The sequence below is a fragment of the Bradyrhizobium zhengyangense genome (assembly GCF_022012435.1).
Taxonomy (GTDB): Bacteria; Pseudomonadota; Alphaproteobacteria; order Rhizobiales; family Xanthobacteraceae; genus Bradyrhizobium; species Bradyrhizobium zhengyangense.
Genome location: NZ_JAKLUA010000002.1, coordinates 143971 through 159156 on the forward strand (window position 1 = coordinate 143971; position 15186 = coordinate 159156).

Annotated in this window: 12 protein-coding genes; 4 read left to right on the forward strand and 8 right to left on the reverse strand. The window is 64.9% G+C overall.

Features of this window, described 5'->3' with window-relative positions:
- Nucleotides 1-4: 4 nt before the first annotated feature.
- Nucleotides 5-331 (reverse strand): hypothetical protein, encoded by a 327-nt coding sequence (locus L6637_RS09045; protein ID WP_237866727.1) that lies wholly within the window; start codon nucleotides 329-331, stop codon nucleotides 5-7.
- A gap of 82 nt (nucleotides 332-413) precedes the next feature.
- Entirely contained in the window at nucleotides 414-1544 is a 1131-nt protein-coding gene (locus tag L6637_RS09050; RefSeq protein ID WP_271606938.1) for a site-specific DNA-methyltransferase, read from the reverse strand.
- Between the two features lie 415 nt (nucleotides 1545-1959).
- Here L6637_RS09050 and ypfJ point away from each other — a divergent pair, with 415 nt between their 5' ends.
- Together ypfJ and moaB are read left to right on the forward strand one after the other, a co-directional pair.
- Nucleotides 1960-2904, forward strand: a complete 945-nt coding sequence (gene ypfJ, locus L6637_RS09055; RefSeq protein ID WP_237866729.1) for a KPN_02809 family neutral zinc metallopeptidase — start codon at nucleotides 1960-1962, stop codon at nucleotides 2902-2904.
- A 190-nt stretch (nucleotides 2905-3094) separates the two neighbouring features.
- Nucleotides 3095-3658 carry a molybdenum cofactor biosynthesis protein B gene (gene moaB / locus L6637_RS09060; protein ID WP_237866730.1) on the forward strand — a complete coding sequence of 188 codons (564 nt, stop codon included), beginning with the start codon at nucleotides 3095-3097 and terminating at the stop codon, nucleotides 3656-3658.
- Nucleotides 3659-3855: 197 nt separating this feature from the next.
- Here the strand turns inward: moaB and L6637_RS09065 are convergent, their stop codons facing one another.
- Together L6637_RS09065 and L6637_RS09070 are read right to left on the reverse strand one after the other, a co-directional pair.
- A complete protein-coding gene (locus L6637_RS09065; protein WP_237870198.1) occupies nucleotides 3856-4785 on the reverse strand; it encodes a bifunctional helix-turn-helix transcriptional regulator/GNAT family N-acetyltransferase in 930 nt (309 codons plus the stop codon).
- A gap of 61 nt (nucleotides 4786-4846) precedes the next feature.
- Entirely contained in the window at nucleotides 4847-5422 is a 576-nt protein-coding gene (locus tag L6637_RS09070) for a glycosyltransferase family protein (RefSeq protein ID WP_237870200.1), read from the reverse strand.
- A gap of 321 nt (nucleotides 5423-5743) precedes the next feature.
- On the opposite strand from L6637_RS09070, the gene L6637_RS09075 reads away from it, so the two are divergent.
- The gene (locus tag L6637_RS09075) at nucleotides 5744-6583 is read left to right on the forward strand and encodes an RMD1 family protein (protein WP_237870202.1); all 840 of its coding nucleotides are present in this window, start codon (nucleotides 5744-5746) and stop codon (nucleotides 6581-6583) included.
- Here L6637_RS09075 and L6637_RS09080 read toward each other — a convergent pair.
- From L6637_RS09080 to L6637_RS09095, 4 genes are all read right to left on the reverse strand, one after another.
- Complete coding sequence (locus L6637_RS09080) at nucleotides 6577-8190, reverse strand: PEP/pyruvate-binding domain-containing protein (RefSeq protein WP_237870204.1); 1614 nt, start codon at nucleotides 8188-8190, stop codon at nucleotides 6577-6579. The two genes, L6637_RS09075 and L6637_RS09080, sit on opposite strands and share 7 nt — an antisense overlap.
- Nucleotides 8191-8200: 10 nt before the next feature.
- On the reverse strand, nucleotides 8201-10129 hold the full coding sequence (locus tag L6637_RS09085; protein ID WP_237870206.1) for a hypothetical protein: 1929 nt from the start codon (nucleotides 10127-10129) through the stop codon (nucleotides 8201-8203).
- An 83-nt stretch (nucleotides 10130-10212) separates the two neighbouring features.
- Complete coding sequence (locus L6637_RS09090) at nucleotides 10213-11403, reverse strand: acetate/propionate family kinase (protein ID WP_237866739.1); 1191 nt, start codon at nucleotides 11401-11403, stop codon at nucleotides 10213-10215.
- Entirely contained in the window at nucleotides 11400-13787 is a 2388-nt protein-coding gene (locus L6637_RS09095) for a phosphoketolase family protein (RefSeq protein WP_237866742.1), read from the reverse strand. Before L6637_RS09095 ends, L6637_RS09090 begins: the two co-directional genes overlap by 4 nt.
- 210 nt (nucleotides 13788-13997) lie before the next feature.
- Between L6637_RS09095 and L6637_RS09100 the strand changes: the two genes are divergently transcribed.
- The gene (locus L6637_RS09100; protein ID WP_237866745.1) at nucleotides 13998-15170 is read left to right on the forward strand and encodes a PA0069 family radical SAM protein; all 1173 of its coding nucleotides are present in this window, start codon (nucleotides 13998-14000) and stop codon (nucleotides 15168-15170) included.
- Nucleotides 15171-15186 lie beyond the last annotated feature (16 nt).

Genomic DNA, 15186 nt, shown 5'->3' on the forward strand with positions numbered 1-15186 from the left:
CAGATCAACCGGCGTAACAAAGGCCGATGGCGGCCGTAAGGATCATCGCCGCGCCGACCGCTTCCAACCGCAACCCGAGCCGGCTGGCGAGATGCATGTCGGAGGCCTGCGCCTTGCGCTCCGAGCCACGCGCGTAGCCATGCACGATGACATCGTGATTGAAATTGTCGTGCGCCTCGTTGCTGCTCGCGAGCCCGACGCAGATCACGAGCACGCCAAACAAAGCGAGACCGAAAAAGCCGAGCAGGGCGATCAGGAACATCGGAAACATGCCGACCAGGAAGATCGGCAGCAGCGGCACCAGTAGCAATGTCTCGGACTGTCGTCGCATGGGAGCCGGCCGGTCAGGACGGGGCTGATCCAGCGAATCTAGTCCTGGCTGTGGCGGTGTTCAAGGTGCCGGGTGTGCTGGGCTACTCCGCCCCCATGCCGGCGCGGATCTCGGCGCGGAGCTCGTCGATCAGCTTGAGGCCCTTCTTGGTCTCGACGTGCCAGAAGGTCCAGCCGTTGCAGGCCTGCGCGCCTTGCGCCACCGCGCCGATGCGATGGATCGAGCCGACCTTGTCGCCGAACATGATGGCGCCGTCGGCACGCACCAGTGCACCCAGCTTCTTCTTGGCATCGAACAGTTTTGTGCCCGGCATGATCATGCCGCGCTCGATCAGCTCGGAGAACGCCACGCGCGGCGCTTCGCGCGCGGTCATGAAAGGAGCGAGGCTCGCTTCCGGCAGCGGTTCGATCGCGGCGATGCGCGCTTCGGCGGCCTTGGCATAGGTCTTGTCGCGCTCGAAGCCGATATAGGAGCGGCCGAGACGCTTGGCGACGGCGCCGGTGGTGCCGGTGCCGTTGAAGGGATCGATGACGAGATCGCCAGGCTTGGATGACGACAGCAGCACGCGCGCGAGCAGGCCTTCCGGCTTCTGCGTCGGGTGCACTTTCTTGCCGTCGGCGCCCTTGAGACGTTCCTCGCCGGTGCAGAGCGGGATCAGCCAGTCGGAGCGTGCCTGCACGTCCTCGTTGGCCGCCTTCAGCGCTTCGTAGTTGAACGTGTAGCCCTTGGCCTTTTCGTCACGCGCGGCCCAGATCATGGTCTCGTGCGCGTTGGTGAAACGGCGGCCGCGGAAATTCGGCATCGGGTTGGTCTTGCGCCAGACGATGTCGTTCAGGAGCCAGAAGCCGAGGTCCTGCATGATCGCGCCGACGCGGAAGATGTTGTGATAGGAGCCGATCACCCAGATCGTCGCCGACGGCTTCATCGCAGCCCGCGCGGCCAGGAGCCAGGCGCGGGTGAAATCGTCATAGGCGGAGAATGAATCGAACTTGTCCCAGTCGTCGTTGACGGCATCGACATGGGATTCGTCGGGGCGCTTGAGATCGCCCTTGAGCTGCAGATTGTAGGGCGGATCGGCGAACACGAGATCGACCGAGCCGGCCTGAAGCTTCGACATCTCGGCGACGCAATCACCGAGAATGATGCTGTGCGACGGAGACTCAAAATTTGTGCGGGGCGCCTTTGCAGACGCCCCGCGACGCGACACTACCATGACTCAAGAACTCTGACTCAGGCGACGCTGTCGGCGACGCGGGACCAAACAACCGACTGACCGTTACAATGAAGCGGCAAAGTAAAAATCGACTTAACCCGCCGCTTTCGTGAGCAGGCCCCGCATCGCGTGTCGCGCGCGTGAAGCTGCGAGCATTTGCCGTGTTTTACAGTGTGTTTCGCGTTTCTTCGCGTTGCGAGGGTGGCTGGATCTGCAAAAGACTCTCAAGTTTCTCTCGGAAAAAAATGCTTGGCCCTCGGAAAAAATTGCTGGCGTTGCACGCTGTCGCACTAGGCAATAATTGCCGAGCGGGATATTGATTAACGCAATGGAAATTTTAGCTATGTGGCGCGTTAAGGTTTTCGCGTTTCCGCGTGCCCACGCCGAACAATTGCCGACCTGAGGGAAGCCCGCCATGCGCTACGATGATTTCCGCCGCAGCGACGACATCGAGGATCGTCGCGATGACGGTGGAGGAGGATTTGGCGGCGGCGGAGGCGGCGGGTTCGGGCTGCCGATGGGCGGCGGCGGCCTCGGCATCGGCACCATCATCGTGCTGGGCCTGGTCGGCTATGCCTTCGGCATCGACCCGCGCATCCTGATCGGCGGCGCCGAGATCCTCACCGGCGGCGGCCAGGCGCCGAGCTACCAGAGCGACCGTCCGTCCAGTCAGGCCAAGCGCGGTGCGCCGACCGACGAGATGGGCAGCATGATCTCGGGCATCCTCGGCGAGATCGACGATCGCTGGACCGAGATCTTCCAGGCCTCCGGCCAGTCCTACACCGGCCCGAAGGTCGTGCTGTTCCGCAACGCCACCAATGGCGGCCGCTGTGGCCGGGCCGAGTCGGCGATGGGGCCGTTCTACTGCCCGCCGGACCGCACCATCTTCCTCGACACGGGCTTCTTCCGCGAGGTCGAGACGCGCTTCCGCGGTTGCTCCGGCAAATCGGCGTGCAATTTCACCTCCGCCTACATCATTGCGCATGAGGCCGGCCATCACATCCAGAACCTGCTTGGCATCATCCCCAAGGTGACGCGGCTGCAGCAGCAGGCCAGCAGCAAGGCGGAGTCGAACGCGCTCCAGGTGAAGGTCGAGCTCCAGGCCGATTGCCTCTCCGGTATCTGGGTCAATCGCGAAGCGAAAAAGCGTCCGAACTTCCTCGAGGCCGGCGATATCGACGCCGCGCTGACCACGGCGAGCGCGATCGGCGACGACACACTGCAGCGCCAGGCGACGGGACGCGTGGTGCCCGACTCCTTCACCCACGGCTCCGCCGCGCAGCGCAAGCAGTGGTTCATGACCGGCTATCAGCAGGGCACGCTGCAAGCCTGCAACACGTTCGGCGGCGGCGGGCCATAGTACGATATCAGTGGCGTCATCCTGAGGTGCTCGCCCCTTCGGCGAGCCTCGAAGGATGGCGGAGCCCGTGGCCCATCCTTCGAGGCTTCACCTTGCGATGCGCTGCATCGCAAGGTTCGCACCTCAAGGGCGAACGCAAGTGCGTTCGCCCCGGGATGACGGCGGTGATTGGGGAAGCAGGAGCGAAATCGTGGCCTCCATCGACGAATCCAAGCAGTTCATCCCGCTCAACATCGCGGTGCTCACCGTCTCCGACACGCGCGCGCTTGCGGACGACAAATCCGGCCAGACGCTGGTCGATCGCCTCACGGCGGCCGGCCATCATCTCGCCGCCCGCGAGATCGTCACCGACGATGTCGAGGCCATCCGCACCGTGATCCGCCGCTGGATCGCGGATGCCGGCGTCGACGTCGTCATCACCACCGGCGGCACCGGCTTCACCGGGCGCGACGTCACGCCGGAGGCGATCGAGCCGCTGTTCGAGAAGCGCATGGACGGGTTCTCGATCGCCTTCCACATGCTGAGCCATGCCAAGATCGGCACGTCGACGATCCAGAGCCGCGCCACTGCAGGCGTTGCCGGAGCCACCTACATCTTCTGCCTGCCGGGTTCGCCCGGCGCCTGCCGCGACGGCTGGGACGGCATCCTGGCGGCGCAACTCGACTACCGCACGCGCCCCTGCAATTTCGTCGAGATCATGCCGCGGCTGGACGAGCATCTGCGCCGGCCGAAAGCGCAGGGCGCGACGGTGTAGATGCGCGTCGGTGCGCAAGCACCGTTCGCAAGCCAAGCCACAAGGTATCGCAGGGTGGGCAAAGCGACAGCGTGCCCACGACTTCTGTTGATTGAGAAAGATCGTGGGCACGGCGCAAGTGCGCCTTTGCGCATCCTACGAGATCAGACACGCCGGAGAGATATCCTTTCCCAGAATAATCATCTCGCATCGCGCAGCTACAGATCCATCTCCCACGTCTCACCCACCAGATCGTGCCCAAAACTGTGATGCGGCTTGGTTGCGACCAGCTCGAAGCCGGCGCTCTTGTAGATGCCGCGTGCGGCGACCAGGATGCTCTGCGTCCACAGCGTCATCCTCTTGTAGCCCCGTTCGCGCGCGCCCTGAATGCATTGCTCGACCAGCGCGCGGCCGACGCCGAGGCCGCGTGCCTTCTTCTCCACCTGCAACAGGCGGAGTTTGGCGAGCTCGTCGGTGGCCTTGACCAGGAAGATCGAGCCGACCGGCTCGCCACCGACTTCCGCGATCCAGCAATGCTCGCGCGCGGCGTCGTAGCTCTTGATGAACTGTGCGCAGATCTCCGCGACCAGCGCCTCGTAGCTGATGTCCCAGCCATAGTCCGCGGCATAGGCCGCCGCCTGCTTGGAGATGACCCAGCCCATGTCACCGACGCGATGGCTGCGCAGCACGACCGACGCGGGCTGGCTCTGGCGTTGCTCCAGCACGGCCTCGATGGTCGCCATCGCCTGCGTGAGCCGCGTTGCATCGCCGGCCGATAGCCGGGCCAGCATCGCGGCGACCTCGTTCTGCGAGCCCAGGTTCAGCTTGGCGAATGTCTGGCGGCCCTTGGCGGTAAGGCTGAGCTGGTATTGCCTGCGATCCGTGGGCAGGGGTGTGCGCGTGATCAGCCCCTTTTCGTCGAAGCTTTGAACGATACGGCTGAGATAGCCGGGGTCGAGACCGAGCTCATTGCCGATCTCCTTCGCCGCGAGCGCGTCGCGATGCGCGAGCTCATAGAGCACGCGGGCCTCGCTCAGCGAAAACGGACTCTGGCCCAAATGCTGGTCGAGCACACCGAGCTTGCGGGTATAGAAGCGGTTGAAGGCGCGAACCGCTGCGATCTGGTCGTCAGCACCGTTGACTGGCATGGGACACCTCAATAATTGCCATTGTCAAATAATTATTTGACTTTGGCAAGTATTTGGTGGCCTACCCGACCATGACGATCCGGCTGCGCAGCAGCGTCCGGGAGGAACGGCCGAGCCGCCGCAGCAGCCGGGCCTCGGAGCGGCGAGCTTGGGGCGGATGGCCCCCGATCCGGTCGTAATGGTCGCGCGCGATCAAAAGCCCCTGATCGCCGAGCGGGCCGACCAGCTTGCGCGCCACAGACCTCACAAAGTCGCGAAATCCCGTATCGGCGTAAGGCGAGCGCGCGTAGCGGAACACGGCCGCGCGGTCCCGGCCGCTGGCCGCGACCGCCTGAATGAATTGGGTCGTCTCCTCGATCCAGCCGGTGTCCAACACCGCGCCGGCCGGCAGGAACATCAGCCACGGTGAGCGGGCCTGGAGCGCACCGGCGGCCAGCGCCGCGCCCTGCGAAGTTCCTTCGTAGCCGATGAAACGGCAGCCGGCGACGTCGGCAACGCGCTCGATGACGCCGTTGCGGGTGCCGTCGACCAGCAAAACTTCCTTGATGATGCCCGCCGCGGCGCCGGGTACCAGCGCGGCCAGAGTTGCGACTGCCGTCTGCTCGACGCCTTCAGTCGGTATGATGACGCTCAGCATGATTGAGGCTTCGATATCAGCACTTCGGGAGAAGCGTAGCTGGTTATGATATTGTCATAAACACGCGGCGATGCCGAGTGCAACTTTCCGGCGGCGTTCGGTCGTGCGATGGTAAACCACCGCCGGTCCATCGCAGCCGAATGTGTTGCGCGCAGGGTGGTCATGTTGCCGAATGTTTCGGCGAGTTGCAGGGGCGTGAGCTCCAATGGGGTTTTTCTCGGCTGATGTCGGGCGAGGGCCTTATTCCTCCGCCTGGCTGCATCGATATCCTTGCTAATGGGAAAAACTGCAATCGCTGACGCGCTGAGTGAGATGTGTCCAATGAACGCCGATCAACTTCCCGTTGGCGCGCTGTCAACATCGCCGAAGCCGGACCCCGCGCCGACCTTGCGGATCCGCGCCGTGATGCTCGGCGAACGCATCAATCCGTCGGGGCTCGAGATCGGTGCTCCCGTCTCCTCGACGCCGGCGGCTTTTCGCGTCCATGCCGGCCTCGCTGTGATCTTCCGCTACGGCGTCGTGGTGCTGATCGGCCTCCTCCCTTCGGAGGAGAAGGTGCTGCTCGACAGCCTGAAGTCGCGCGTGACCGGCGAGCTGAGCCCGCATGAGGAGGAGACCGCCCAGGCGCAGCTCTGCAAGGACGAAAACGCAGAGGCGATCCAGCCGGGCGGGCCGATCAACCTCTCGAAATTCTCCGACGAGCGGCTGCTGCTGATCGCCGACGCACTTGCCAAGAGCACGTCGCTGGCGCGCGACGAGCGGCGTGTCGCTGCGGTCTTCGATGTCATCGAGCCGTTCGCGCGGGAGCTTGCCGAGAAGGGCCGGACGTCGCGGCGACGCAAGGGCATCCTGCAACTGATCGGCAATGCGCTGCTGGTGCAGCAGCGCGTCGCCGGCCGCGTCGCCGTCGCCGAAAAGCCCGATGCGCTCTGGGAAAAGCCGCAGCTCGACCGGCTCTATGCGCGTCTCGAAGACGAGTACGAGCTGAAGGAGCGCCTGGACACGCTTGAGCGGAAGCTCAAGGTCGTCGCGGACACCGCCGACGCGCTCACCGACATCATCGACACCCAACGCTCACTGCGGCTCGAAATCGCGGTGGTGGTGCTGATCGTGATCGAGGTCGTGATCGGCTGCATCCAGATCTTTGCGGGGCTTCACTGAGACGTCTCCACACCTGCCCGCCGTTGATCGCAACTCTGCGACTGCCAAGCGACGATCTCGGCGAGCTCGGCCTCCGGTCGCGTCTCCGACGTTTGGCAGCGCCCGAGATAAATCTGCCCGGCGTCGCCCTCGATCGTGATCCAGTCGCCCTCCGAGAGCGTCGCATCGGCAAGCCGGGCGCGCCGTGAGTCCGGATCGATCTTCAGCTCACCGCAGCCGACCACGCATGGCTTGCCCATCTGCCGAGCCACCAGTGCCGCATGCGAGGTCCGCGCGCCGACCGCGGTGACGATGCCGGCTGCCACCGCAAATCCCGCGATGTCGGCCGTTCTCGTGTCGGGGCGCAGCAGAATGACCGGCTCGCCCGTGGCCGCAAGGCGCTTGGCGCCTTCCGAATCGAACGACGCGCGGCCAACGGCGATTCCGCCGGAGGCGCCGGTGCCGGAGGCCGCCGGCTTGCCGGCGCCAACCAGCGAGATATCGACCAGCGACGCAACGTCGATGCCGGCGAGGCGCGTCAGCGCCTCGTCCTTCGCGATCAATCCTTCATGCACGAGATCGATCGCGATCCTGACCGCAGCGCGCGGCGTCCGCTTGGCCGAGCGGGTCTGCAGCATCCACAGCTTGCCGTCCTCGACCGTGAACTCGACATCCTGCACGTCGCCAAATTCGCGCTCGAGCCGCTTCAGCACATTGCTCAACTCCGCCCGGATCCCCGGCAACGCACGGGCGATCGCGTCGTCGGGGTCCGGCGTGCGCCGGCCCGACACGACGTCTTCGCCCTGCGCATCAAGCACGAGATCGATCATGGTGTGAGAGGCGCCGGTCGACGGATCGCGCGAGAACGCGACGCCGGCGCCCGAGGCGAGCCCGCCATTGCCGAATACCATGGCCTGGATGGTGACGGCGGTGCCCTCGAGATCGTCGAGCTGCTGGAGCTTGCGGTAGGTCTGCGCCCGCTCGCTGGTCCAGGATTGGTAGACGGCCCGTGCCGCCGCCTCGAGCTGGGCCGCCGCATCGTCGAGGCAGCCATCGGCGTGATCTCCGATCAGCGCTTGTTCCGCGGCGGCCAGCCGCTCCAGCGCTTCGCCATCCAGCTCCCGGTCGCTGGCCACGCCTTCGGCGTCGACCAGCTCGGAGATGCGCGCGGCGAACGGAGCGGGATCGAGCCCGAGCACTGTCTCGCCAAAGCTCTCGAGGAAACGCCGCCGGCAATCCCACGCGAGCCGGGGACGGCCGGTCGCGCGGATCAGCCCGTGCACGGCGTCCAGTGTGCAGCCGACGTCAAGCACGGTGTCGAGCATGCCCGGCATTGATCGCGCCGCGCCGGAGCGCACGGAGACCAGCAGCGGCTGCCGGCGGTCGCCGAAGCGTTTTCCGGTTGCGTTCTCCAGGAACGCGATCCCATCCTTCAGCCCGTCACGCAGGTGCTGCACAGCATGGGCATGGCCGGCAATCACGTCGGCGCAGAGCCTGACAGGCAGCACGAAGGCGGGCGGTACCGGCAGGCCAAGCGCTGCCATCCGAGCGAGGTTCGCGGCCTTGGCGCCGATCTCCTTGGCGGGCCGCAGTTCGGCCGCCTCAGCGCCGATACGCACGATATGCATGGTGGCTTCCTCAGGCTGCGAGATCAATCATGATGTGACGGCGGAGCAGATGGCCGAAAGCGGCGAAGCGATCGGTGGCGCGTTCGATGGCCCGCGCCAACTCGATCACCGATAGCGAAGTCGCAACGTCGAAGCCTCCGCCGAAGACCAGCGTGGTGGTGGCTCGCTCCCTGGTGTCCGCCGCATGTTCGGCGTCGATCAGGCGGGTTACGGCGGCCAGCGCATCCTCGGAATCGACCCGCCGTCCTTCCGGCACGTCCATTGCTGCCGCAATGCCCTTTGAAGCCGTTTCGGCCGCTGTCGCGGCCACCACGCAAAGCTCGGCCAGCGAAGCCAGCAGGGTCGGATCGGCCCGCTCGGGGAGCAGCGAGGCGACAAAGGCTGCCTGCTCCAGCTCGTCGATGGCATCCTCGATGCGGTCGATCAATTGCCCGATCACAGGGCGGGCATCGAGGCGGTCGACCTCCTTGCGGCTCTCCAGCGCGATGCGGTCAGCTTTCTGTTCGATCGCAGCACAGCGCGCCGCCAGCAACTTGCCGTCGGCAGGCAGCCCAGCTCTGACCGCCGCGATATGGCGTGTGATCGCGATGACGAGATCGTGCGCCAAGCCGGTCTGGCGCAGCACGGCCGCGAGCAGCGTCCCGTCGACGCGGTCGAGGTGCCGCACCAGGTCAGCCTCGATCTGGTCGCGGACCGTCCTCACCGAGCGGCCGGCCAGCAGCGCCTCGGTCGAGGCGCGCAGTGCCGCCTTGAGAAAGTCGATCGCGGCGGCGCGGCCCAGCGCCTGGTCGAGCCGCTCGCCGAAGCCAATCCGCGAGGGGGCGGCGTTCCGGACCGCCGAGCCCAGCAATTCGTTACCGCCGAGCTCGAGAAAACCGCGATGGCCGATCAGGTTGCGCGCGGCCCATTCCAGGATGCGCGCCGCGTCGTCCTTCGCGACCCAGCTCCGCAGCAATTTGCGGGCTTTGTTCCAGTCGATCAGGAAAACCAGCGCAGCGCCGATCGCCGACAGGAATTCGTTGCGCTTCGCAGCATGATCCGCCTGGTATTGACCGGTGACGAGATAGAACGAATTCTCGTCACCAAGACCAGCAGCCGTATGTCGATCGAGGCCGCTCCATGTTGCTTCGAACCTGTCGAACAGCGACATGAAGAATTTCGCGCGCGCCAGGTGCACGTCGGTGTAGGTGACGGTGACCGCATTCTTCTTCACCGCGATCACGACGACATGCGCATCGGTGGTGCCGATGTCATTCTGGATCAGGAGCCGTCCGCCCGCCCGCGTCGCCATGGTGTCGAGGCCGGGATGATTGAACTTGAGGCCGCGCGTTGCGTTCAGCCCCGTCATGAAGGCCGCAACCGCGGCGCGGTCTTCGCCATGCAGGCCGAAGACATGGGCGCCGTCGAGCGCTTCTTCCGAGCAGCTTGCCGCAAGCTTGTTGAGCTGCTTGTGCAGGTCCATGACCAGCCGGTGCAGGCTGTCGCCGGCCGCGTCGGTCACGCCGGTCAGTCGCGCGATACGGGCGATCTCGATTTCGCTTGCGGGATCGAGCAGGCCGGCGCTGCGGATGGCTTCGAGCCGCGCATCCGCCTTCGTGCCTTCGTCGGGAGTTCCGGCTTTGACGGCGCGGATCATGGTCGCGGCGTCGTCCTCAATCTCCTTCATCAACTTCGCGAGAGCAGGGGCTGCAAGCCGGTCCCGTCCGATCATATGCGCGCCGCCGATCAGCGTCGCGATTGCGGCGGGAGCAATGCCCGCGGTCCGGCTCTCGATGCCGAGGTCGCTCGCGGGCCGGTTTGGGTCCCGCGCATGTTGAGCGGCCGCCTGGAGTGCGCTCATGCGCACCTTGATGCGGTCGTTGGCGGCGAGGCCTTCTGCCACCAAGGTCGGCAACAGAATGTCGCCCTGTCCGAGTTCTTCGATGATCTGGGTTTTCATGATCCGTCCGCGCAACGTTTGACGCCCGACATCATGCCGCGCGGTGGCGGCACAGCTGTTGCGCTAGATCATTCATGAATCCGTCATAAGCGACCGGGCTTGCGCAGCAGATCGGCGCAGTGGCGCGCGATCATGCTCTCTTCATTGGTGGGAATGACGAACAAGGCAACGCTGCTGTCCGAAGCGCCGATGCTTTCGCGGCCTTCGTCATTCGCCGCTGCATCGATGCGCACGCCGAGCCAGGCGAGGCGCTCGCCGATTGCGCTGCGGATCTCATTCGCATGCTCGCCAATGCCGCCGGTGAACACCAGGCCGTCCAGCCCTCCCAGCGTGTTGGCCATGACCGCAATCTCCTGCGCCCCGCGGAAGGTGAAGAGATCGACGGCCTCGCGCGCGGAAGCTTCGCTGCTCGCAAGCAGCGTACGCATGTCCGCGGAGAGGCCGGAGACGCCCAGCAACCCTGACTCGTGATAAAGCAGATGCTGCAGATCCTCGGTCGTCATCCTCTCTTGCTGTAGCAAATAGAGCAGCACGCCTGGATCGATCATGCCGCAACGCGTGCCCATGACCAGACCGTCGAGCGGTGTCAGTCCCATTGTGGTGTCGATGCTTCGGCCGTCGCGCAAGGCGCAGAGGCTCGCGCCATTGCCGAGATGGGCGATGACAACGCGCCTGGCTGCAAGCTCGGGCGCGATCGCCGCCAAACGGGTCGCAACATATTCGAACGACAGGCCGTGGAAGCCGTAGCGCCGCAGGCCGCGTGCCTCGAAGCGCTTCGGGATCGCGAAGCGGTTCGCCGGCGGTGCCATACTGTGATGAAATGCGGTGTCGAAACAGGCGATCTGTGTCAGCTCAGGCTTGATCGTCCTGACCGGGTGGACCGGTGCGAGACACCGCGGCTGATGCAGCGGCGCCAGCGGCGTCAGTGCCTCGAGCCTGGTGAAGACCTCGTCGGTCAGTTCGACCGGGCGTGAATATTCGGGACCACCATGAACGATGCGGTGACCGACGGCCCGCAGGCGGTGATCACCGAAACGGTCCTCGACGAAAGCGAGCACCTCGGCGAACAGATGGCCGCCGTCCGCATCGGATGCCTCCCGCTGCGTCTCGAACAGAGTGTCGCCCGACGGGCTCCTCGCCACCAGCCGCGGCTTCGCCTCGTGCTCGTCGAGCAGACCCTTGCAGAGCAGGGCGGGCTCGCCCGCCGAAATATCGAACAGACCGAACTTGATGCTCGACGAGCCTGCGTTGAGGACGAGAACCGACGCTGTCATGCCGCCTTGCCCGGCCAGACCCAGTCGCGGATCACGGGCATGTCCTCGCCGTGCTCACGCACGTAGCGCGAATGCTCGATCAGCGCGTCGCGGAACCGCTGCTTCACCTGCGCGGCTTTAGTTGCAAGACCCGGCACGCGTTCGATCGCCTCGATCGCGAGATGGTAGCGATCGAGCTCGTTGAGCACGACCATGTCGAACGGCGTCGTCGTGGTACCTTCCTCGGCAAAGCCGCGCACATGCAGGCCGGCATGGTTGGTGCGGTTATAGGTGAGGCGGTGGATGAGATAGGGATAGCCGTGATAGGCGAAGATCACGGGCTTGTCTGTCGTGAACAGGCTGTCGAAGTCGCGATCGGACAGGCCGTGCGGATGCTGCTCCTTCGGTTGCAGCGTCATGAGATCGACGACGTTGACGACGCGTATCTTCAGGTCCGGCAGCGCCTTGCGGAGAAGATCAACGGCTGCGAGCGTCTCCAGCGTCGGGACGTCGCCAGCGCAGGCCATCACCACGTCGGGCTCGCCGCCGGCGTCCTCATTTCCGGCCCAGGCCCAGATGCCGATGCCGGCATCGCAATGCGTCGCCGCCTCCTGCATCGATAGCCATTGCGGCGCCGGCTGCTTGCCGGCGACGATGACGTTGATGCGGTTATAGGTGCGCAGGCAGTGATCGGCGATCCACAGCAGCGTGTTGGCATCGGGCGGAAAATAGATGCGGACGATGTCGGCCTTCTTGTTGGCGACGAGATCGACGAAGCCGGGGTCCTGATGGCTGAAGCCGTTATGGTCCTGCCGCCACACATGCGAGGTCAGGAGATAGTTGAGCGAGGCGATCGGCCGTCGCCAAGGCAGGTGCCGCGTCACCTTCAGCCATTTGGCGTGCTGATTGAACATGGAATCCACGATGTGGATGAAGGCCTCGTAGCAGGAGAAGAAGCCATGCCGTCCGGTGAGCAGATAGCCCTCCAGCCAGCCTTGGCAGAGATGCTCGCTCAAGACCTCCATCACGCGGCCGTCCTGTGCGAGATGCACGTCGTAAGATTCGATCGGCTCCATCCAGACGCGTTCGGTCGCATCGAACACGGCATCGAGCCGGTTTGACGCGGTCTCGTCAGGACCCATGATGCGGAAATTGCGCTCCACGGCGTTGAGGCGGATGACATCGCGCAGGAATTTGCCGAGCTCGCGCGTGGCTTCTCCAGTCACGCCGCCGGGCTTGGGCACCTCGACGGCAAAACCGCGGAAGTCGGGCAGCTTCAACTCCTTCTTCAGCAGCCCGCCATTGGCATGCGGGTTGGCGCCCATCCGTCTTTCGCCTTGCGGCGCGAGCGCCTGAAGCTCGGGAATGAGCGCACCGTTCCTGTCGAACAGCTTGTCCGGCTCGTAGCTGCGCATCCAGTCCTCGAGAATCTCTAAGTGCGCCGGGTTCTCGCGGCAGTTCGCAACGGGCACCTGATGTGCGCGCCAAAAGCCTTCGACCTTCTTGCCGTCGACCTCCTTCGGGCCGGTCCACCCCTTCGGGCTGCGCAACACGATCATCGGCCAGCGCGGCCGCTCGATCGTCTTGCGTCCGTCGCGGGCGTGCTGCTGGATGGAGTGGATGCTGGCAATCGCGACGTCGAGCGCATCGGCCATCGTCCGGTGCATAAATTTTGGATCGTCGCCTTCGACGAACAGCGGCTCATGGCCGAACCCGCGGAACAGATCGCGGATCTCGCTATCAGGCATCCGCCCGAGCACGGTCGGGTTGGCAATCTTGTAGCCGTTGAGATGCAGGATCGGCAGCACCGCGCCGTCATGCGTGGGATTGAGGAACTTGTTGGAGTGCCAGGACGCTGCCAGCGGGCCCGTCTCCGCCTCGCCGTCGCCGACGACGCAGGCGACAATGAGGTCAGGATTATCGAAGGCCGCGCCGTAGGCGTGCACCAGCGCGTAGCCGAGCTCGCCGCCTTCGTGGATCGAGCCCGGCGTTTCCGGCGCCGCGTGGCTCGGGATGCCGCCCGGGAAAGAGAACTGCCTGAAAAGTCTTCGCAATCCGTCCGCATCGCGGGGGATGTTAGGATAGATCTCGCTGTAGCTGCCTTCGAGATAAGTGTTGGCGACCATGCCCGGACCGCCATGGCCGGGACCGCAGACATACAGCACGCTCAGGTCCAGCGCGCGGATGACGCGGTTGAGGTGGGCGTAGATGAAATTCAGTCCCGGCGTCGTGCCCCAATGGCCGAGCAGACGCGGCTTGATGTGCTCGGGCCGCAAGGGCTCGCGCAACAGCGGGTTGTCGAGCAAGTAGATTTGCCCGACGGAGAGATAGTTCGCAGCGCGCCAGTAACGATCGAGGAGATCGAGGTCGCTGCTTGCAGCGGCCGATTGTTGTTGATTTGTCATAATCCTGCTGACCTTCACCCGGGATCGTCACCAACCGGGTTCCGGCGAGATCGATCCTTCCGCGGCATCAAACGGAAGCGGGCTCACGCGGTGTTGCGTGAGGTCAAAGGGCCGCGCGCGAAGTTTGGGCAGCGCTACTGTGCATGGGGTTGTTTTCGCGTTTTCGATTCTTGTTCTTGATTTGTTCCTTCGGCGTGTTATCTTGATTGCATGAGTCCAGCCTCTTCTGCTCTCAAGCACCCGCCGGTCACGGCGCCCTCCGAGCCGGCGGGTGCGCTCTCAGATATTCCTGCCGACTTTCCTGAACTGGCTGTCGCCATCGACCGCCAGCGCAGGCGAGGGCGGGGTGCCCAGTCCAACGCCAGCGGCCGCTTTGAAGCCGAGGCGCGCGTCGCCTTCGACGATGGCTGGCAGAGCCTGGAAGACCTGCCGCCGTTCAAGACGACGGTCGGGGTGGACACCTCACGCAAGGTGATCACCCGCAACGACTCTCCCGACATCGGCTTCGACCGCTCGATCAATCCCTATCGCGGCTGCGAGCATGGTTGCGTCTACTGCTTCGCGCGGCCGACCCACGCGTATCTCGGCCTGTCGCCGGGGCTCGACTTCGAGTCAAAGCTGTTCGCAAAGCCCGAGGCGCCTGTTCTGCTCGAGAAGGAGCTCGCGGCCTCAGGCTACGAGCCGCGGATGATTGCGATCGGCACCAACACCGATCCCTATCAGCCGATCGAGCGCGAGCGCAAAATCATGCGCGGCATTCTCGAGGTGCTGGAGCGCACCGGCCATCCCGTCGGCATCGTCACCAAGTCGGCGCTGGTCGTGCGCGACATCGACATTCTCCAGCGCATGGCCAAGCGCAACCTTGCCAAGGTCGCGATATCAGTGACCTCGCTCGACCCAAAACTCGCGCGCACCATGGAGCCGCGGGCCTCGACGCCGCCAAAACGGCTGGAGGCGCTGAAGCAGCTCTCTGACGCCGGCATCCCCACCACCGTGATGGTGGCGCCCGTGATCCCCGCGCTGAACGATTCCGAGATCGAGCGCATCCTCGATGCCGCCGCCCATGCCGGCGTCAAGGAAGCCTCCTATGTCCTGCTGCGGTTGCCGCTGGAGGTGCGCGATCTCTTTCGCGAATGGCTGATGGCAAATTATCCGGACCGGTATCGCCACGTCTTCACCCTGATCCGCGACATGCGCGGGGGGCGCGACTACGATTCGAAATGGGGCGAACGTATGAAAGGAACCGGTCCCATGGCCTGGACCATCGGCCGTCGCTTCGAGATCGCCTGCGACCGGCTTGGGCTGAACAAGCGCCGCTCGAAGCTGACGACGGATCATTTTGCCAAGCCGAAGCCGAACGGCGAGCAGCTCAGCCTGTTCTGAGGCGCGGAGCGAACGA

Coding starts and splice junctions, on each gene's coding strand:
- L6637_RS09095 (WP_237866742.1), bottom strand. CDS start 13,787: ATGACAAATCAACAACAATCGGCCGCTGCAAGCAGCGACCTCGATCTC.
- L6637_RS09070 (WP_237870200.1), bottom strand. CDS start 5,422: ATGCTGAGCGTCATCATACCGACTGAAGGCGTCGAGCAGACGGCAGTC.
- L6637_RS09075 (WP_237870202.1), top strand. CDS start 5,744: ATGAACGCCGATCAACTTCCCGTTGGCGCGCTGTCAACATCGCCGAAG.
- L6637_RS09045 (WP_237866727.1), bottom strand. CDS start 331: ATGCGACGACAGTCCGAGACATTGCTACTGGTGCCGCTGCTGCCGATC.
- L6637_RS09050 (WP_271606938.1), bottom strand. CDS start 1,544: ATGGTAGTGTCGCGTCGCGGGGCGTCTGCAAAGGCGCCCCGCACAAAT.
- L6637_RS09085 (WP_237870206.1), bottom strand. CDS start 10,129: ATGAAAACCCAGATCATCGAAGAACTCGGACAGGGCGACATTCTGTTG.
- L6637_RS09080 (WP_237870204.1), bottom strand. CDS start 8,190: ATGCATATCGTGCGTATCGGCGCTGAGGCGGCCGAACTGCGGCCCGCC.
- L6637_RS09065 (WP_237870198.1), bottom strand. CDS start 4,785: ATGCCAGTCAACGGTGCTGACGACCAGATCGCAGCGGTTCGCGCCTTC.
- ypfJ (WP_237866729.1), top strand. CDS start 1,960: ATGCGCTACGATGATTTCCGCCGCAGCGACGACATCGAGGATCGTCGC.
- L6637_RS09100 (WP_237866745.1), top strand. CDS start 13,998: ATGAGTCCAGCCTCTTCTGCTCTCAAGCACCCGCCGGTCACGGCGCCC.
- L6637_RS09090 (WP_237866739.1), bottom strand. CDS start 11,403: ATGACAGCGTCGGTTCTCGTCCTCAACGCAGGCTCGTCGAGCATCAAG.